Annotated in this window: 14 protein-coding genes; 8 read left to right on the forward strand and 6 right to left on the reverse strand. The window is 61.2% G+C overall.

The features are described from left to right. Positions 1 to 6: 6 nt before the first annotated feature. From FW756_RS06165 to FW756_RS06175, 3 genes are all read left to right on the forward strand, one after another. Positions 7 to 1200, forward strand: a complete 1194-nt coding sequence (locus tag FW756_RS06165; protein WP_446429288.1) for a thiamine pyrophosphate-dependent enzyme — start codon at positions 7 to 9, stop codon at positions 1198 to 1200. Then, the gene (locus tag FW756_RS06170) at positions 1200 to 2201 is read left to right on the forward strand and encodes an alpha-ketoacid dehydrogenase subunit beta (protein WP_446429289.1); all 1002 of its coding nucleotides are present in this window, start codon (positions 1200 to 1202) and stop codon (positions 2199 to 2201) included. Before FW756_RS06165 ends, FW756_RS06170 begins: the two co-directional genes overlap by 1 nt. A gap of 65 nt (positions 2202 to 2266) precedes the next feature. After that, the gene (locus tag FW756_RS06175; RefSeq protein ID WP_446429290.1) at positions 2267 to 3643 is read left to right on the forward strand and encodes a dihydrolipoamide acetyltransferase family protein; all 1377 of its coding nucleotides are present in this window, start codon (positions 2267 to 2269) and stop codon (positions 3641 to 3643) included. A gap of 222 nt (positions 3644 to 3865) precedes the next feature. Here the strand turns inward: FW756_RS06175 and FW756_RS06180 are convergent, their stop codons facing one another. The 5 genes from FW756_RS06180 to FW756_RS06200 form a co-directional block, all read right to left on the reverse strand. After that, positions 3866 to 4867: a cation diffusion facilitator family transporter gene (locus FW756_RS06180; RefSeq protein ID WP_446429291.1), complete on the reverse strand. Its 1002-nt coding sequence runs from the start codon at positions 4865 to 4867 to the stop codon at positions 3866 to 3868. After that, positions 4867 to 7086, reverse strand: a complete 2220-nt coding sequence (locus FW756_RS06185; RefSeq protein ID WP_446429660.1) for a heavy metal translocating P-type ATPase — start codon at positions 7084 to 7086, stop codon at positions 4867 to 4869. The genes FW756_RS06180 and FW756_RS06185 overlap by 1 nt, the downstream gene beginning before the upstream one ends. Before the next feature lie 151 nt (positions 7087 to 7237). Further along, positions 7238 to 7447, reverse strand: coding sequence for a heavy-metal-associated domain-containing protein (locus FW756_RS06190; protein ID WP_446429292.1), 210 nt, complete (start codon positions 7445 to 7447; stop codon positions 7238 to 7240). A 45-nt stretch (positions 7448 to 7492) separates the two neighbouring features. Then, on the reverse strand, positions 7493 to 8773 hold the full coding sequence (locus FW756_RS06195) for a YibE/F family protein (protein ID WP_446429293.1): 1281 nt from the start codon (positions 8771 to 8773) through the stop codon (positions 7493 to 7495). A gap of 23 nt (positions 8774 to 8796) precedes the next feature. Continuing rightward, positions 8797 to 10194, reverse strand: coding sequence for an amidase (locus FW756_RS06200; RefSeq protein ID WP_446429294.1), 1398 nt, complete (start codon positions 10192 to 10194; stop codon positions 8797 to 8799). Between the two features lie 100 nt (positions 10195 to 10294). On the opposite strand from FW756_RS06200, the gene FW756_RS06205 reads away from it, so the two are divergent. Genes FW756_RS06205 through FW756_RS06225 form a run of 5 tightly spaced genes read left to right on the forward strand, consistent with a single transcriptional unit; the run spans position 10295 to position 14492 of the window. Next, positions 10295 to 11503 carry a metal ABC transporter substrate-binding protein gene (locus tag FW756_RS06205; RefSeq protein WP_446429295.1) on the forward strand — a complete coding sequence of 403 codons (1209 nt, stop codon included), beginning with the start codon at positions 10295 to 10297 and terminating at the stop codon, positions 11501 to 11503. 8 nt (positions 11504 to 11511) lie between these two features. Continuing rightward, positions 11512 to 12312, forward strand: a complete 801-nt coding sequence (locus FW756_RS06210) for a metal ABC transporter ATP-binding protein (protein WP_446429296.1) — start codon at positions 11512 to 11514, stop codon at positions 12310 to 12312. After that, positions 12312 to 13202, forward strand: coding sequence for a metal ABC transporter permease (locus FW756_RS06215; RefSeq protein WP_446429297.1), 891 nt, complete (start codon positions 12312 to 12314; stop codon positions 13200 to 13202). Before FW756_RS06210 ends, FW756_RS06215 begins: the two co-directional genes overlap by 1 nt. Then, positions 13199 to 14077 carry a metal ABC transporter permease gene (locus FW756_RS06220; RefSeq protein WP_446429298.1) on the forward strand — a complete coding sequence of 293 codons (879 nt, stop codon included), beginning with the start codon at positions 13199 to 13201 and terminating at the stop codon, positions 14075 to 14077. The genes FW756_RS06215 and FW756_RS06220 overlap by 4 nt, the downstream gene beginning before the upstream one ends. Continuing rightward, the gene (locus FW756_RS06225) at positions 14070 to 14492 is read left to right on the forward strand and encodes a Fur family transcriptional regulator (protein WP_446429299.1); all 423 of its coding nucleotides are present in this window, start codon (positions 14070 to 14072) and stop codon (positions 14490 to 14492) included. Before FW756_RS06220 ends, FW756_RS06225 begins: the two co-directional genes overlap by 8 nt. A gap of 209 nt (positions 14493 to 14701) precedes the next feature. On the opposite strand, the gene FW756_RS06230 is transcribed toward FW756_RS06225, so the two are convergent. Further along, positions 14702 to 18406 (reverse strand): efflux RND transporter permease subunit, encoded by a 3705-nt coding sequence (locus FW756_RS06230; protein ID WP_446429300.1) that lies wholly within the window; start codon positions 18404 to 18406, stop codon positions 14702 to 14704. Positions 18407 to 18635: the final 229 nt, after the last annotated feature.

The following is an 18635-nucleotide window of genomic DNA, read 5'->3' on the forward strand; positions in this document are numbered from 1 at the left end:
GTGGCTATGAGCCAAAACCTCACTCTTGGCTTCGACATGAGCGATCCGGAACCCATCCGATTCCTCGACGAAGCAGGCAACTATGCACCCTCAGACACCGCCGTCGAGTACGCAGACGAACTCGACGCGGCCACGCTCGACGACTTCACAGAGTGGTACAGCGACATGGTCGCGACCCGTGCGTTCGACACAGAGTGCACGCACCTGCAGCGTCAGGGCCAGCTCGCCCTCTGGGTACCGAGCGTCGGCCAAGAAGGCTGCCAGGTAGGTCTTGCGCACGCAGCAGCGCCCCAGGACCACATCTTCCCCGCATATCGTGAGCACGCGATCGCGCGCATCCGCGGCGTAGACCTCGCAGAACTCGCGCTCCTCTTCCGTGGCTTCTCGCACGGCGGCTGGGACGTCACCGATCCTGCGAACGGGAACTTCCACCTCTACACGCTCGTGCTCGGTGCCCAGGCACCGCACGCAACCGGTTACGCCCTCGGGCAGGTGCTCAACGCAAAGCGTGACGCGCTCGCCGCAGGCGGATCCGCGCCCATGACGCTCGACCCGGGTGAGGCCGCAGAGTCGACCGGTGAGGCAACCATGGTCTTCTACGGCGACGGTACGTCGAGCCAGGGCGACGCGAACGAGTCACTGATTTTTGCTGCGAGCTACCAGACCCCGCAGGTCTTCGTCGTGCAGAACAACCAGTGGGCGATCTCGGTTCCCGTCACGCGCCAGTCGCGCACTCCCCTGTACCGTCGCGCGCTCGGCTTCGGCATTCGCGCGGTACAGATCGATGGCAACGACCCGCTCGCTGCGTTCGCAGTTGGCCGTCGGTTCATGCGCCTCGCCCGCGAAGGCGGCGGGCCAAGCTACATCGAGGCACTCACCTACCGCATCGGTGCGCACACGACGAGTGATGACCCGACGCGCTACCGCGAGAACGAAGAGCTCGAGTCATGGCGCGATCGCGATCCGATCGAACGCATGGAGGTCTTCCTGCGCTCCAAGGGCGTCGAGGACGAATTCTTCACCCAGGTCGCAGAGATCGCGGATCGTGAAGCAAAGCGCATCCGTGACGAAATTCTCACGGCTCCGGCTCCAGCAGCCGACTCCATGTTTGCCAACGTGTACTCGGCCGAGCACCCGCGCATTGAAGAGCAGCGCGCGTGGCTTGAGCGTTACGAAGCATCGTTTGAGGAAGGCGCCTAATGAGCGAGGCAGAGATTACCGCGGGTCGTCAGACCCTGCCCATGGCCCGTGCGATCAATGAGGGTCTGCGCGCGGCAATGAAGAACGATGACCGCGTCCTCATGATGGGCGAGGACATCGGCGCGCTCGGTGGCGTGTTCCGCATCACCGACAAGTTGCTTGCTGAGTTTGGCTCGGCGCGTGTGCTCGATACGCCGCTTGCAGAGGCTGGTATCGTCGGCAGCGCGATCGGTCTTGCGATGCACGGCTTCCGACCGGTCATTGAGATTCAGTTCGACGGCTTCATCTTCCCGGCGTTCAACCAGATCGTTTCGCAGCTTGCAAAGTTCACCAACCGCCATGACGGCAAGGTGTCGATGCCGCTCGTGATCCGCGTCCCATACGGCGGACACATTGGCGCGGTTGAGCATCACTCAGAGAGCCCCGAGGCGTACTTTGCGCACACTCCGGGTCTGCGTGTCGTCGCGCCATCGACGCCGAATGACGCGTACTGGATGATCCAGCAGGCGATTGAGTCGCCGGATCCGGTGCTGTTCTTCGAGCCGAAGGCGAAGTACTGGATGAAGGGTGAAGTTGACTTCGATCAGCCCAGCGTTGATCTGCACACCTCGCGTATCGCCCGCACCGGCACTGATTGCACCGTCGTCGGCTACGGCGCAATGGTCACGACCCTGCTGCAGGCTGCAGAGATTGCCGCGACCGAGGGCGTGAGCCTTGAGGTCGTGGATCTGCGCAGCATCTCCCCCATCGATTACGAGCCGTTGCTCGAATCGGTGCGCAAGACGGGGCGTCTGGTCGTTGCCCAGGAGGCTTCAGGCAACGCGAGCGTCGGCAGTGAGATCGCGGCGTACGTCGCTGAGCACGCCTTCTATTCCTTGCAGGCACCCGTGCTTCGGGTAGCTGGCTTCGACGTTCCGTACCCTGCAGCTCGTCTTGAAGGAATGTTCCTTCCTGATGCGGATCGCGTGCTTGAGGCCGTCGACCGCACCATGCACTACTAAGCGTGACCCGCCGAGCGCGGATCGTGCGACATACTGAGACTGAACATCAGGCTTGAGGAGTCCTCATGAGTGAAATGACTTTCCCCCTTCCCGACGTTGGCGAGGGTTTGACCGAGGCAGACATCGTGAACTGGCTCGTAGCGCCAGGCGATACCGTCGAGCTGAACCAGGTCATCTGCGAGATCGAGACGGCGAAGTCGCTGGTCGAGCTGCCATCGCCGTTCAGCGGTGTGGTGACCGAGGTGCTTGCAGCCGTTGGCGAGACGGTGCCCGTCGGCGCGCCGATCCTGCGCGTGCGGGTTGCAGGCGGGGCAGAAGGTGCTGTGGCGTCGGCTGCCGAGGTTGCTGCTCCTGTTGAGAAGTGTGCCGACGGTGAGGGCACCGGGGCCGCGTGTGAGGTCGAAGGTGGTGCTGGTGTTGCCGGTGCGCCTGAGGCCGGTGCTGGTGCCGCCGAGGCGCCCGCTGAGGAAGAGGGCGGATCCGTCCTCGTCGGATACGGCAACGCTGGCACCGTACGTTCGCGCCGTCGGAGTGGTGGCGAACCGCTGCTCACTCCCCCGCCGCTGCCCGTCGCTGAGGCAATGCCCGTGATCGCGAAGCCGCCGATCCGCAAGCTCGCAAAGGACCTCGGCGTCGATCTGACCGCAGTCGATGGATCAGGTATCGCAGGCGAGATCCTGCGCGATGACGTTGTCCGTCATGCGTCGCAGGCAAGCGTCTTCCGGAATCTTTCGACCCCTGAGGTCTCGCCGCAGCGCGAGGAACGTATCCCGCTGAAGGGCATGCGTAAGCACATTGCCAACGCGATGACTCTCAGCTCGAACGAGGCGCCTCACGTGAGCGTGTTCACTGAGGTCGATGCAACCCGCACCATGGAATTCGTGAAGCGTCTCAAGACGTCGACCGACTTTGCCGGCGTGAAGGTTTCGCCCTTGCTGATCTTTGCGAAGGCGATGCTGTGGGCGATCCGCCGCAATCCTGAGATCAACTCGACCTTCACTGAGACCGAGATCATTCGCCGCTACTACGTGAACCTCGGCATTGCCGCTGCGACACCGCGCGGTCTCATTGTGCCCAACATCAAGGACGCGCAAGAGCTCAGCCTCCTCGAACTCGCACAGGCGATTGAGCAGCTGACGATCACCGCACGCGACGGCCGCACCAAGCCCGCAGAGATGCAGAACGGCACCATCACGATCACCAACATCGGTGTCTTCGGTATGGACTTCGGTACGCCGATCTTGAACCCAGGCGAGGTTGCGATCATGGCGATGGGCACGATCCGCGAGAAGCCATGGGTGGTTGACGGTGAGGTTCGTCCGCGCATGGTGACGATGGTGGGCGGATCCTTCGACCACCGCGTCGTCGATGGCGATGTCATCTCGCGCTTCGTCGCAGACGTGGCTTCGGTGCTCGAGGAGCCCGCGCTGCTGCTCGACTAGGCGTGCGGTGCGGCGCTTGCTGCTGCACCCGCCGCTGTTGTGCTCGCCGCTGCACTCGCTCAAACCCGCGAAAAGGGCCCTTTCCGACGAAACAGGTAGTTGTTGTCGTCAGAAAGGGCCCTTTTGGGGAGAAAGGGGCGGTTTCGCGGGGTTGCGCTCGCGCACACGCACACGCACGCGGATGCGCACGCAAACGCGCGCTCGCGCACGATCCGCGAACTCCTACTCGTGCAGGCCGATCCCCTTGACCGCATGCGACTCGGGTTCGAGCTGCAGCGTCGAGTGATCCAGGTCAAAGTGCGTGATGAGGCAGGCCTTCAGCTCGTCGAGGACCTCGTGGTAGTCACGTTCACTCCACACGCCATCCTCGATGGTGACGTGCGCTGAGAAGGCAGGGACACCAGAAGTGATGGTCCAGGCATGCACGTCATGCACGGCTGCGACGCCGGGAACGGCGAGCATGTGCGCACGAACTTCCTCAACGTCAAGACCCTTTGGGGTTGCCTCCAGGAGCACCGCGACGACATCCTTCAGCAGGCTGTATGCGCGAGGCAAGATAAGGAGCGCGATCGCAATCGAAGCGATCGGGTCAATGGGGGTCCATCCAGTGAAGAGGATGATGAGGCCCGCAATCACGACCGCTACCGAGCCGAGCAAGTCACCAAGCACCTCAAGATACGCGCCGCGCACGTTGAGGCTCTCCTTCTGGCCACGCTGCAGAATGAGCAGGCTCACCAGGTTTGCGAGGCCGCCGAGGATGGCCGCGATGAGCATTGGGCCAGCGTGCACCTCTGGAGCGTCACCAAAGCGGGCGATGGCCTGAACGAAGATGACGACAGCAATCACACCGAGCACAATGCCGTTGATCAGTGCCGCAAGGACCTCAACGCGAAGGAACCCGAAGGTTCGCTTCGAGGTTGCGGGAAGCGTTGCAATGAGGGACGCGATAAGCGCAATGAATACGCCGGTTGCATCCGTCAGCATGTGTCCCGCATCAGCGAGCAGCGCAAGGGAATTTGAGATAAGCGCGCCGACGACCTGCGCGACAAACACCACGAGTGTGATGACCAGCACAACGATGAGGCGCTTCCGGTGTTTGCCGGTCGCGGTCTGGGCACTGACGCCGTGATCGTGGCCGCCACCGCCCTCGTCTTCGTGCGCGGGCGCATCAGGGTGGCCCGCGCTAAATTCTGTCTCGCAGTACTGGTCATCACGTTCGGTCATTACTTGCTCATTTCCTTAAAACGGCGAAGGCGAAGCGAGTTGCCAACAACAAACACGCTCGAGAAGGCCATTGCCGCGCCAGCAATCATGGGGTTGAGGAGTCCGAGGGCCGCAAGCGGGATCGCTGCGACGTTATAGGCGAAGGCCCAGAAAAGGTTGCCCTTGATCGTTCGAAGTGTGCTTCTCGACAGTCGAATCGCGTCCGCAGCGCTCCGCAGATCGCCGCGCACGAGCGTGATGTCTGCTGCTTCGATCGCCGCATCGGTACCGGTTCCCATCGCGAGTCCGAGATCGGCTTGGGCAAGCGCGGGCGCATCGTTCACGCCGTCGCCGACCATGGCAACGACCTTGCCTGCAGCCTGCAACTGCTGAATGACTGCAACCTTGTCACCGGGCAGAACCTCCGCTTCAACACGATCGATTCCCACTTCGTGGGCGACCTGCGTCGCTACCGAACGGTTGTCTCCGGTCAGGAGTACCGGTTCCAGACCAAGTGCGCGGAAATTGCGGATCGCTTCAGCGCTCGTCGCCTTAACGGTGTCAGCAACGGCAGCAACACCGCGCGGGATGCCGTCCCACGAGATGATCGCGGCAGTTTTGCCCTCTGACTCAAGACGAGAGAGTTCTGCGAGCGCAGGATTCGCAAGCTCGGAAGACATTCCAGAAATGGAATGCTTGCCGATGAGTACGGAGACTCCCTCGACCGTGCCTGCAACTCCCTTGCCGGCGGTGTTCGTGAAGTCGGATACTGCTGGGAGATCAGCAGCCGTACTGCCGAGCTCATCGAGTGCGCCCTGAGCGATAGCGCGAGCGATTGGGTGTTCTGATGCGCCCTCTACCGCTGCGACATATCGGAGGAGTGTCGTGCGGTCGTGATCCGCCCCCGCTACGTCATCGAGTGACACCAAGTCAGTCAGCGACATTTCGCCTGTCGTAACGGTGCCAGTCTTATCGAGCACGATGGTGTCGACGCGACGGGTCTGCTCAAGAATCTCCGGGCCCTTGATGAGAATGCCAAGCTGGGCGCCACGACCGGTGCCGACGAGCAATGCCGTGGGAGTTGCGAGCCCGAGTGCGCACGGGCAGGCGATGATGAGGACAGCAACAGCTGCGGTGAACGCATCTGCAACGCTGAAGCCGAGCAGCAACCACGTGGCGAGTGTGCCAAGCGCGATGAGTATGACGATCGGCACGAAGATGCCCGAGATGCGGTCGGCGAGACGCTGCACGTCAGCCTTGCCGGACTGCGCTTCTTCAACCATCTTCGCCATCTGGGCGAGCTGTGTGTCAGAGCCGACGCGGGTTGCTTCGACAATGATCCGCCCACTCGTGGAGACGGTACCGCCCGCGACCACCGCACCAATAGATGCCTCAACGGGAATAGATTCGCCAGTGAGCATCGAAGCATCGATAGCGCTGTGGCCTTCGATAATTCGGCCATCAGTCGCGATCTTCTCGCCGGGCCTAACAACGAAGGCATCGCCAACAGTGAGGTCCTCGACAGGGATGCGTGATTCTGTGCCGTCTCGCAGCACCGAGACTTCCTTTGCACCGAGTTCGAGCAACGCTCGGAGGGCGGCACCCGCCTGGCGCTTCGACTTCTTCTCGAAGTAGCGGCCTGCCAGAAGGAACATGGTCACGCCCGCTGCAGCTTCAAGATAGATGTTGCCAGCGCCGTCGCTGTGCTGAAGCGAGAAGTCGAAGCCGTGCGTCATTCCTGGCATGCCAGCATGGCCGAAGAAGAGCGCGTACAGCGACCAGAGGAATGCCGCGCCGGTGCCCACGGAAACGAGGGTGTCCATGGTGACCGCACCATGACGTATGTTCGTCCATGCTGCCTTATGGAAAGGCCAGCCACCCCACACAACGACCGGTGCGGCGAGGGTGAGGGACAGCCACTGCCAGTACTCGAACTGGAGCGCAGGAATCATCGCCATTGCGATAACCGGCACAGTCAGCCAGATGGAGCCAATGAGACGTTGCCGGAGCGCAGTGAGCTCAGGATCAGCAGCGGGTTCCTCGTCGCTCGGTGTCTCGGGCACCTTCGGTAACCGTGCCGTATAGCCGGTTGCTTCAACGGCGTCTATGAGCACTTGGGGATCCATGCCTGCTGGGGCATGGATTGTCGCACGCTCGAGGGCGTAATTCACCGTGGCTTCGACATTGTCAAGCTTGTTGAGCTTCTTCTCAATGCGGTTCGCGCATGAGGAGCAGGTCATTCCACCGAGGTCGAGCTGGATGAAGTTTGGCTGGGCGGTTGCCACGATGCTTCCTTTCTAGCTGTCTGTTGTGCTCACACTGCCTGTGACGACATTGGGCGCGGATCGCGAGTGCGAGTCGGCACCCAATGCGTGTGGCCGGGCGAGCTGGTTACGCGCGAACTGCGGTGTAGCCAGCCTCATCAACTGCGGCGATGATTGCTGCATCATCGAGGGGCTGCTCTGAAGTGACTTCGAGAGTGCCGGTCTTTGCGCTGACCGCGAGCGAAATCACGCCTGGAACCTGTTCAACTTCTTCCCTGGTGTGGTTCTCGCAATTGCCGCAGGTCATGCCTGTCACGTTGTACGTTGTTGTGATCATGCGTCCAGAGTATACCCCCCTAGGGTATGAAGCAAGTGTGAATATTTAGCCCGCTGCGTGGCTGGGTCGAGCACTCGACTCGGGACTTTCGAGGGCTGGCTTGGTGAAGAGGATCGCAAAGAGTGTGGTCACCGGCATGGAAAGCACAAGGCCGGTTGCGCCGACGAGCGTGCGGATGATCTCCTGCCCGAGTTGCTCAGAAGTAACGAGTTCGATGAGATCTTTCGGAAAGGCATAGATCAGCAGGAGCACCACGAGCATGGAGCCGGCATACGCAAAGACCAAGGTGTAGATGCTCGAGGCAATGTGATCGCGTCCGACGCGCATCGCAGAGGCGTAGATGCGCCGTCGTGAGAGGTGCGGGTTCAGTGCGCGCATTTCCCACACGACTGACGCCTGGGAGACGGTGATGTCGTTGAGGACACCGAGTCCAGCGATAACGATGGTCGCCGTCAAGATGTCGTTCATTTGGATGCCCGGCACCGAAATGGAAAGACTTGACTCCTCGGTCGTTGAGATGCCGGTAAAACGCAACCAACGTGTCACCGTGAATCCAGCGACGGCGGTGAACACAATGCCGAAGATGGATCCAAAGAGTGCGGCAGTCGTACGGTGTGAGAATCCGTGGGCGAGGTACAGCACGATAATCATGATGTCGAGAGAGCCAACAATCGCGATAAGCACGGGGGAGTGGCCTGCCAAGATCGCCGGGAGGATGAAGGTTACGAGCAGCGCGACAGCGGCACCAACTCCGATGAGTGCCAGGCCGCCTCGTATGCGCCCGACGAGTATCACGACGATCACAAACAACAGCGCAACGGTGAGCATCTTGCCACCGCGCGGGTAGTCGTAGAACGAGTAGTTGGTGATGGTCTCTTCGCCGGCGACATAGTCGTGGGCAATGACACGCACATCGTCACCGACTGCGACCGGGCGGCTCTTTGCGCGCTCGGCATCCATGAAGAAGGCGATGGGTTTGCCAACGCGCAGGTGCGCACGCACGTTCAGGCAGCCGGTTGCGACCGCGGTCTCAGTACCCGGTGGCTGCTGTTCAGTACTGGGTGAGTCCTGGCCAGCGTCTTGGAGCTGTGGCTGAACGCATGAGACCTCCTCGACGTGCGTAATCTGCGCGTCGAGGACCTCGCCACTCGCCACGGACCCAGCTTCCTGCCGAGGTACGTCCTGCGCAGCTGGCCAGAGCGCGACGGTGGCGGAGATGACAGCGACAAAGATGACGAGCACGACGCCAGCCAGCATTGCGGATCGCCGGGTCGGCTTCTGGAGCGGGAAGAGGTTTCGTTTCTCCTCGCTGTGGTGATAGTGCATGCGGCGAATCGCCTTTCGGTTGGTTAGGAGTGCAGCAACTGTTCTGCGAGTTGCAGGAGGCGTGATTCTGAGCCCTCGCGGCCGATAATCTGCACGCCCATGCTGAGGCCGTCACGTGTTTGCAGGATCGGCACTGCGATTGCTGGCAACCCGGCGACGTTGACCATGGACGTGTAGGGCGCCCATTGGCATTGCAACTCATAGTCGGCATCGGGGGAGAGATCGGTGAATGCGCGAATCGCAGGTGGCGACATCGCCAAGCCCGGCGTGAGGACAAAGTCTGTCTGGCCCCACTGCTCGCGCATGTGTTGTGCGTGCGTATGAAGGTGTGCCGCTGCTGCTCGATTGCTTGTCTCGCCACGCGCGATTGCTCGTTCACGGAACAGGCGGGTGAGTGGCATAAGGAGCGTCTCCTCCTCGGGTGTGAAGTCGAGCAGGGAGAGACCAGATGTCCAGACCTTGCTGAATGTCTCTGCGTAGTCGCCATAGTGGAAGTCGGTGTCTTCCAGGAGATGCCCCAGGCCCTCCAGGTTGTGAACTGCAATGTCGAGTGCAAGCTTTGCGTCACTCGAAAGCGAGATTGCGTAGGTGTCTGCGAAGGGCGAGCGTGTGCTGACCCCGATACGTGCGCCAGTGAGGTCACCCGCGCGACGAACAGCAAGGCTCCAGGCGCCCTCTGCTGTTGCACGTGAAACGCCCCGCATGGCATCGCCGAGGAGCGCGGCGTCCGTTGGGGTGTGAGCCAAAGGCCCCGTCACGGTGAGTTGTGGTGCGCCAAACTCGTCACGCATGCCGTTTGCGAGGTCGCTGGGCATCGCGCCGCGTCCGGGCTTGAGTCCGACAAGGCCACAGGCAAGTGCCGGGATGCGGATCGATCCGCCGCCGTCGCTCCCTGGTGCAAATGGAAGAAGCCCACCCGCAACGGCCGCTGCGGATCCTCCGCTTGAACCGCCCGGAGTAAGAGACGGGTTGAGTGGATTTCGGGCTGCCGGAGCTATGCGGTTTTCGGAATATGCAGTAAGTCCGTACTCTGGGACTTGAGTTTTCCCCAGAGAAATGGCCCCGGCATTGCGCAGCACTGATACGCCGGGGGAATCAATCCGCGAGGGTGACAAGGGAGTCGTAGTCGCGCTGCCGCGACTCGTCGGAGAACCGATGACCGCGGAGAGATCCTTGTGTGCGATTGGCATGCCGTGCAGTATCGGCAGTGTTGTTCGCTGCTCGCGCGTGAGATGCGCTCGGCGCGCGTCGGCCTTCGCGGCAGCGTCGAGTGCGAGGTCTGCGGAAACGGAAACGAAGGCACCCAAATCGGCGTGCGCTTCGATCTGTCCAAGAAAGTGCTCTGCGGTTTCGTATGCGGTGATCTCGCCCGCGCGTAAGGCTGCGGCAAGGTCTGTTGCTGAGTCGGGAATCGCGGACATGACACCAGCATATGAGTTGCTTGTTGCGAATGACTATCAATAAGGGTTACAGTTGACGCATTGCTAGAGCGAGAATCGTTCTCAATTAGAAAGTCACCTTATGCGCCACTCTTCACTGACCAAGCGAGCACAGATGCTCGGGGCCACTGGAATCGCACTTGCCGCGACGCTATTGCTCACGTCATGCGGTACCAATACAGCAGACGCCGAGCACGGCAACCTCAAAGTCGTTGCAACGACGACGCAGCTCACTGACTTCGCGACCCAAATTGGGGGCGAAAACGTCGAAGTGACCGGACTGCTTCCCGCGGGAGGGTCAGCCCATCACTTTGATCCGACACCCGCTGACTTGCTTGCCCTTGGTCAGGCTGATGTGCTCGTCGTCAACGGCGCTGGTCTTGAGTCATTTCTCGATAGCGCGGTAGAAGCTTCGGGCTTCGACGGTGTCGTCATCACTGCGGCAGATGGCATTGATCTTGCGGAAGCAAAACAGATCACTGCGGCTGGCGAAGACGAGGCGAGTGGTGTGGCCGCTGCAACTGCTTCGGAGGCCAGTGGCCACAGCCATGAACATGCAGATGAAGAAGGCGCCCACGAGCATGCCGATCATGACCACGCGGATCACGAGCATGCGGATCACGAGCATGCCGATCATGAGCATGCCGAAGCGAGCCATGCTGCCGAAGGCAGTGATGAACATGGGCATGAGGGCCATGACCACGGTGATACCAACCCCCACCTGTGGACGGCTCCACGTTATGCGGAGGGGATGGTAACTGAGATCGCAGATGGTTTCGCACAGGCAGACCCCAAGCATGCTGCGGACTACGAGAAGCGCGGCTCAGATTACATTGCATCGCTCGCTGCGCTCGACAAGTGGGCTGCTGAACAGTTCGCTGCTGTGCCTGAGGCTGACCGAGTCCTCGTCAGCGGCCATGACTCGCTTCGTTACTTCTTGCACGATTATGAAATCGGATTCGCTGGTGCGATCTTGCCCTCGTTTGAAGACAACGCAGAACCGAGTGCGGCGCAAATTGATGCGTTGGTCGAGCAGATCCATGCGCGCGGAGTGAAAGCAGTGTTTGTGGAATCTTCGATGAGTCCGAAGCTTGCAAAGACTATTGCCCGCGAAGCGGGTGTCACTGTTGTCGACGAGACCGCGCTATATGCGGACTCGCTTGGCGTTGCAGGTACGGGAGCTGAGACCTACATTGGCGCCACCGTGCACAACACCCAGACAATTATCGAAGCCTGGGGCGGAACCGTTACTGATCCGCCCGCCACGATTGCTGCCGCGATGGAGGGATAATTCTCGTAATGAATACTGCATCTCCTGCCGCTGTCTCGCTTGACCGTGCTGCCTTCGGGTACGCGGGTCGAGCCCGTGTGCACGACCTGACGCTCGAGGTGCCTACGGGCGCTGCCGTTGCCCTCATTGGGCCGAATGGTTCAGGGAAGTCGACGCTGTTGCGTGGCCTCTTGGGGCTTTCTGACCTCACTGGTGGTTCGGTGCACGTGCTCGGCAGGCTTCCTGCTGCAGCACGACGTGACATCGGAGTGCTCCCGCAATCAGATGCGCGTGATACGAGTCTGCCGTTGACGCTTCGCCAGGTTGTTGCGATGGGGCTGTACCGACAAGCAGGAGCATTCGGTCGAATTGGGCGTGCTGGTCGCGAGGCGATTGAGGCTTCGATCGCCAACGTTGGGTTGGCGGATCACGCCGGACGTCTCTTTGGCGAACTTTCTGGCGGGCAGCAGCAGCGTGGCATCCTGGCACGTGCACTCGTCTCGCAGCCTCGTGTGCTGCTGCTTGACGAGCCCTTCAATGGCCTCGACCGTGAGAACCGAGATGTGCTGCTTGAGCTGGTGCGTGCGCAACGGAATGAGGGTCGTACGGTCATCGTGTCGACCCACGATCTTGAGATTGCGCGTGAGGCGTGTACGCATGTGCTGCTGCTTGCCTCGGGTCATGTTCCGGGGGAGCCCGGGCATCCCGCGGCATTTGGCCCGCTTGACGAGGCGCTCACGCTTGACGCCGTGAAGCATGCGTTCCATGAGGTCACCGTGGAGATCGACGAGCACACGGTCACGACAACCAGCGAAGTTGATACCCCCTGATGGTATCCCTGTTTGGTGCGGCCGGCCTTGAGTACTCGGTCTTTGATGCCTTTGCGCTGCCATTTATGAGCCGTGCACTCATCGCGGTCATCGCTGTCTCTGTGACCGCCGGCGTCGTGGGGCTCTTCGTGAGCTTCCGCGAGATGGAGTTTGTCACGGACGGCCTCGTGCACGCGGTGTTCCCCGGTCTTGTTGCGGGCTTTCTGCTTGGCGGGGCTGCTGGCATCCTTCCAGGTGCAGCCGTTGCGGCACTTGGTGCGGCGGTGTTGTTTACGCTCACTGACAGTCGTGGCGGATCGGATGCGGGTGTTGCTGTCGTGCTCACGGGACTGTTCAGTTTGGGTGTCGTGCTGATTTCTCGCGGGGGAAGCTATGTCTCACAGCTGCAGGAGCTGCTCTTTGGGCGCATTCTGACCGTCACGAGTGAGGTCTTATGGCAGATAGTGGTCGTCTCAGTTGTCGCCATGGCAATCGTGTTGATCTCACGTCGTGCGCAGCTCATGCGCGCGTTTGACCCTGTCGGGGCTGAGTCTGCAGGCTTCCGTCCGTTCGCCACCGATCTGGCACTGAATATCGCGGTCGCGCTGACGGTGGTTGCGGGCGTGCAGGCGCTTGGCGTGCTCATGGTGATCGCCGTGCTGGTGGTGCCGATCGCCGTTGCGCGACTGCTCACCAAACGGTTGACGTTGCTCGTTCCCATTGCGATGCTGATTTCGCTCATTGCAGGCATTGTTGGGCTGTGGCTTTCGTTCGACTGGTCTGTGCGAGCTGGGGCTTCGGCCTCGCCCGGCGCCATGATTGTCCTTATGCTCATCACGGCATATGTTATTGCGCTGGTAGTACGGGGCATCGCGCCGCGCAACGCACGAAATGGCAGGAGCATCGCATGAGCTATTTCACTCTCGCGGCTATTGAGCTCTCCCTGCTTGGTTTGCTTGCAGGAATCGCGGGCACGCTTATCGTGCTCCGACGACGTTCCTTCTTCGCTGTGGCATTGAGTCATGCCACCTTCCCCGGTGGCGTTGTGTTCGCGCTTGCCGGGTGGAACCTGCTCATCGGTCAGGCCCTCTTCGCTGCAGTGCTTGTTGCGATTATGGGGCTGCTCGCAAAGGTTCCCGGACAGGGATCTCAGGTGTCGAGCGGCGTTGTGTTGGCGTTTGGCTTCGCGCTCGGCACACTCCTCACTGGCCTCAACCCTGGTCTCGGTGTGCCAGTGGAAGCGCTCCTCGTCGGTTCACCGCTCGGAGTTGCCCCTTCCGACGTGATTGCGACGGGCACAGTATTGGTGCTTTCGCTCATGGTCGTGTGGCTGTTCCGCAGGCGCATTCTCTTCCAGACGTTTGACCCTGCCGGATACACGGCCGCCGGATTCTCGACCGCATCGGTTGAGCTCGTTGTGACGAGTGTTATCGCCGCCTCGGTTGTTGTGGCGATGCCAGCGGTTGGTGCAATTCTCGGAGTTGCCATTCTCATCGCACCTGCGGCTGCGGCGCGGATCATTGCGCCAACCATCACCTGGGTGGCGCCGATCGCAGCTGGACTCGGTGTCGCAACTGGTCTTGTTGGGCTATGGGTTTCGAGAGCGTTCGACCTCGCAGCTGGCGGCGCTGTCGGACTCGTCGCAACCGCAGTGTATGTGGCGGTGCTTGCTGGACAGTCTTGCGTACGCTTTGTACAAAGTGCGCGGCTTCGCTCACAGAACGCAGCGCGGTTGGGTACGGTGGAACCGCAGACAGAATGTGGAGGTGGTGACAGGCATGCCTGATCAGCAAGTCGCGCGGCCGAAGATGAAGCGGAATACGTGGCAGAAGGAAGCCGTTCGTGCCGCGCTCGTTGAGCACCGAGGTTTCGTGAGCGCCCGTGAATTGCACGAGCGGCTCTGTGCCAACGGCTCGACGATCGGTCTCGCAACCGTCTACCGAGCGGTATCTGATCTTGCTGAGTCTGGTGAAGCTGATGTGATCGTCTCGCCAGAGGGCGAAAACATTTTCCGCTTCTGCGGCACCCATCACCACCATCACCACCTCATTTGCCGCTCATGTGGTGCAACTCGTGAACTCAAGGCCTCTGTTGTCGAAGATTGGGCGAGCACCGTCGGAGCTGAGCACGGTTTCGTTGAGATTGACCACGTCGTCGACCTCTTTGGCCTGTGCGAGAAGTGTCAGGCTGCACGCGCTTAGAACTTCCTGCCCGTCAGACTTCTTAGGAAGCCCGACCCCGTGGCGTCATGGTCAAGAGGCCCTTCCCGAATATCGGAAGCCCAGACGTAGCGAAGGGCCAGTGTTCCGACATGAAAAAGGGGGCCTGTGGCCAGTCAAGAATCGTGAATTCTGACTGGCCACAGGCCCCGTTGTCGCGTAGCTGAACGAATAGCTACGACGCCTTCCGGCTACTCCTTCGTCGTAGACTCCGGTGCCGCCTCAACATCGGACTCTGATGCAACACCGGCTTCCGATGCAACATCGGTTGCGCGGAATGCCGCGACACGACGAGCCTCGATAATACCGCGTGCCCGCTTACGAGCGCGCTTCAGACGCTTGTTCTCATGACGACGCTCAACAAGCGTGTACAAGACCGGCACCAGAATCAGCGTGAGCAGTGTCGACGAGATGAGGCCACCGATCACGACGATTGCGAGTGGCTTCGAGATGAAGACGCCGCCGCCAGTGAGGCCGAGTGACATTGGGATCAGCGCGAAGATCGTCGCTGCTGCCGTCATGAGGATCGGGCGCAGACGCAGACGGGTACCGTGCTCGACAGCGTCTGCCAAGGACTCGCCACCTTCGCGCAGTCGGCCGATGAGGTCGAGCAGCACGATTGCGTTCGTGACCACGATACCGATGAGCATGAGGAGACCGATGAGCGCAGGAAGTCCCAGTGCAGTGCCGGTGATGAGCAGGCTCAAGATTGCACCGGTCGCAGCGAACGGAACCGAGACCAACAGGATCATCGGGCCACGGAAGCTTCTGAAGGTCGCAATCATGACCACGAGCACGAGTGCGATAGCCGCGAGCATTGCTCCACCAAGCTGGCCGAATGCCTCGTCCTGCTCAGCAGAAACGCCACCGAGCTCGAATGATACGCCTGAGGGCAGCTGAGTCTTTTCGATTGCTTCGGTCACTGCTGCATTTGCGGCGTCAAGCCCGCCATTCTTCGGAGTGACGCTGAGTGTGACCTGGCGCTCGCCGCCTGCGCGAGTAATCGAAGGTGCGGTGAGCACCTCTTCAACCGTCGCGATTGCGCTGAGCGGAATTGCGGTACCGCGAACCTTTGCGGCGGCTTCCTGCTCTTCCTGTGCAGCCTTCGCATCAGTCTCTGCGCGTGCAGCCTGTTCGCGTGCTTCGTACAGTCCTTCAATCTGTGCGTCGAGGCCTGCGATGCCGCCCTGCGCACCAGCGATCGCTTCCTGGAGTGCTGCGATCTGCTGCTGGCGTTCTTCCTGTGCAAGCTTTGCGGCCTGCTCATTTGGCGTCAGCGGCTTACCTGGGACAACTGGGGTCTTGGACAGCTCTGCGAGCTGAGCATTCAACTCAGAAAGCTGAGCGTTCAGCTGGCTGCGCTGATCCGCCGCGTCATTCAGCTGCTGCGAGAGCTCGTTTGCCGCGGTTGTGCGAGCATCTTCAGCCTCTGCTTCTGCCTTCTTCTGCAGAGCCTCAGCTGCGATCTTCTGTGCCTCAGCGGTTTGCTGTGGGGTGACGGGAAGCAAGATGTCACCGAGCTTGTCAGCCGGTCGCGCGGAGCCGGGGGTGCGCAGCAGAATCGAGCGATCCTGACCCTCGAACATGAGCTGGCCGACGGTCTCGCCCTCAAGCGCGTTCGAGATAGCTGCTGCAACCGATGCGCGGTCGAAGCCGAGGCGCGCTGCCTTCATCTCGTCGAGCGTGACCTTCATGACGGGCTGTTCGCCCTGCAGCTCGCTCTTGACGGCCTTCACGCCATCGCTCTTCTTGAGCTGCTCCTCAAGCAGGTCGCTCGCCTTGCGCAGCGCTTCAGGATCTTTGCCACTGATCTGCAGCGAAATGTCGCTGCCGCCAGCTCCGGCCATAAACGCGTCGTTGGTTTCCTGGCGGATCTCGCCAGCACCCTCGAGCTTCTGCATGCGAGCGTCGACCGCTTCTCCGGTCTTCTCTGCGTCAACGCCCTCCTTGAGCATGAGGGTGTACGAGATCGAGGTGGGCAAGCCAGGAGTGCTGCCGCCGAGCGAGACGCTTGTCACAACGTCCTGCACACCGGAGACCTTGAGCAGTGCCTGCTCAACAGGCTCCGCAGCCTTGATGAGCTGCTCGGCGTCGCCAGCCTCGGGCGGGGTCTGCGTGACCTGCAGGGTCTCCTGACCCGATGACCCGAGGAAGTCGGTCTGCACAAACGGAAGCATCGCAAACGTTGCAACCAAGATGAGCACCGAAGCGGTGAGCGTAATCGCGGGCCGGCGTCGGGTCGCGTTGAGCGCTGGCATGATGGCGCGCTGCAAACGGTCGGTCTCAGACGCAACCTCGTCAGCCTCAGAGAGCACGCCGTCGGTGCTGCCGTGATCCGCGCCCTTCTGCGTCTTCGCACCACGCATGAACCAGTACGCCAGAACCGGCACGATCGTCAGAGCGACGAGCAGTGAAGCGAGCAACGCAATGGTGACCGTGATCGCGAATGGGCGGAAGAGCTGACCCGCAATGCCAGACACAAGGGCGATCGGGAGGAACACAGCGACAGTCGTGAGCGTCGAAGCGGTGATCGCTCCAGCAACCTGACGCGTCGAAGCGACGACGCCTTCAACAGTGAGTGGACCGTTTCCGCGGCGACGGCTGATGTTCTCGATGACCACGATCGAGTCATCGACCACACGGCCAATCGCGATGGTCAGCGCCGCAAGCGTCAAGATGTTCAGCGTATTGTCGCTCACCCACAGGCCAATGAGGGTAATGAGGAGCGAAAGCGGAATCGAAACCGCAGCAATGAGCGTCGAACGCCAGGAACCGAGGAACGCAAGAATGACCAGAATCGCGAAGAGCAGACCGAGGCCGCCCTCGACGGAAAGATCGTGGATCGACTGCTCAATGTATGGAGCCTGATCGAAGAGCGCAACGAACTCAGCCTTCGCAGTCGGTGCGAGGCGCTCGAGCTCGGCGTTGACGCCCTTTGAAATCTCGACGACGTTTGCGCCCTGAGCCGGGTACACCTCAAGGTTGACTGAGGGCTTGCCATTCACGCGCGCAATCGAGGTGACAGGCTCGGCTTCAAGCTTCACGTCGGCGACCGCCGAGAGCTGGATAACGCCGTCTTCAGTGGTAAGCGGGAGTGCCTTGATCTGGTCGAGCGTCGTCAGCTTGTCGCCAACCGTGACCGAGATGGTGCCCGATTCCGACTGTGCCTCGCCTGCCGGTACTGACGCGCCGTTGGCCGCAAGCACTGCCTGGATCTGGGTCGTCTCGACCTTGTGCTTCGCAACGTCTGCAGGGCGCAGATCGATGACGATCCGCTCCTTCTGGCCGCCGCTGAGGTCCACGCGCTGCACGCCGGTGACGGCCGAGAGTGCTGGGACAACCTGGCTGTTCAGGCGGTCGAGGAACGCTGAGGAAGCGGCGGCCGCGTCAAGAGCTTCGCCTTCACCCTCGGTGGCCTCTGCATCGGCCTTGTCTGAGTTGCCTGCGGCAGTCGCGGCCTTGTCGCCCGCGCTGAGCATGAGCGCTGGCATCGAGTCTGAGCCGCCGGAGAAGACCTGAACGTTGGCATCCTTCGGAAGGCCGGGCTTTACCGCATCAATCGCGCCGCGGATCGCCCGCATCGTCTCATCATCGCCGTCCTTGAACGACCATTCAGCGTTGATGCTCGTTGAGCCACTCGACGTTGTCGAGGTGACCTTCGTGACCCCAGGAACTGCCGAAATGGCTTGTTCAAGCGGTTCGGTGACGGCCTGCGACATCTCCTCGGGAGCGAGTCCCTTGGAATCTGCCATGACGTAGGCGGCGGGCACCTGCATGGACGGCATGAGCTCTTGCTTCAGGGAAGTCATGGATACGAGACCCATAACTGCCACAGCAAGAGTGATCAAGCCGACAAGAAGGCGGTTTTTCAGACTGGCGCGAGTGAGGAATGACACCAGACCATACTTGCAGAATGCATAGCGGATGGCATTAGACCTAGGTGCCGTCTCGAGTGGTACCTAGGGATGACAGCACCCTGAGTTGGGGTTGGGGTTGGATGCCGCCCTGTCCGTTGACCTTCATCTGGAAAACGGCCGTCGTCCAGACGAATTCTGCGGAAAACGTCTGGACGACGGCCGAATTGCAGGTTTACGGCCGCAGCCGCCGCCGCTGTCTGTTGCCGCC

It is taken from the genome of Leucobacter sp. 1207-22, from assembly GCF_052850455.1.

What these genes read in the sequence shown, in the direction of transcription:
- FW756_RS06210 (WP_446429296.1), top strand. Translation starts at nt 11,512, where the DNA reads ATGAATACTGCATCTCCTGCCGCTGTCTCGCTTGACCGTGCTGCCTTC.
- FW756_RS06195 (WP_446429293.1), bottom strand. Translation starts at nt 8,773, where the DNA reads ATGCACTATCACCACAGCGAGGAGAAACGAAACCTCTTCCCGCTCCAG.
- FW756_RS06165 (WP_446429288.1), top strand. Translation starts at nt 7, where the DNA reads ATGAGCCAAAACCTCACTCTTGGCTTCGACATGAGCGATCCGGAACCC.
- FW756_RS06220 (WP_446429298.1), top strand. Translation starts at nt 13,199, where the DNA reads ATGAGCTATTTCACTCTCGCGGCTATTGAGCTCTCCCTGCTTGGTTTG.
- FW756_RS06200 (WP_446429294.1), bottom strand. Translation starts at nt 10,194, where the DNA reads ATGTCCGCGATTCCCGACTCAGCAACAGACCTTGCCGCAGCCTTACGC.
- FW756_RS06205 (WP_446429295.1), top strand. Translation starts at nt 10,295, where the DNA reads ATGCGCCACTCTTCACTGACCAAGCGAGCACAGATGCTCGGGGCCACT.
- FW756_RS06190 (WP_446429292.1), bottom strand. Translation starts at nt 7,447, where the DNA reads ATGATCACAACAACGTACAACGTGACAGGCATGACCTGCGGCAATTGC.
- FW756_RS06185 (WP_446429660.1), bottom strand. Translation starts at nt 7,086, where the DNA reads ATGACCTGCTCCTCATGCGCGAACCGCATTGAGAAGAAGCTCAACAAG.
- FW756_RS06175 (WP_446429290.1), top strand. Translation starts at nt 2,267, where the DNA reads ATGAGTGAAATGACTTTCCCCCTTCCCGACGTTGGCGAGGGTTTGACC.
- FW756_RS06215 (WP_446429297.1), top strand. Translation starts at nt 12,312, where the DNA reads ATGGTATCCCTGTTTGGTGCGGCCGGCCTTGAGTACTCGGTCTTTGAT.
- FW756_RS06180 (WP_446429291.1), bottom strand. Translation starts at nt 4,867, where the DNA reads ATGACCGAACGTGATGACCAGTACTGCGAGACAGAATTTAGCGCGGGC.
- FW756_RS06170 (WP_446429289.1), top strand. Translation starts at nt 1,200, where the DNA reads ATGAGCGAGGCAGAGATTACCGCGGGTCGTCAGACCCTGCCCATGGCC.
- FW756_RS06225 (WP_446429299.1), top strand. Translation starts at nt 14,070, where the DNA reads ATGCCTGATCAGCAAGTCGCGCGGCCGAAGATGAAGCGGAATACGTGG.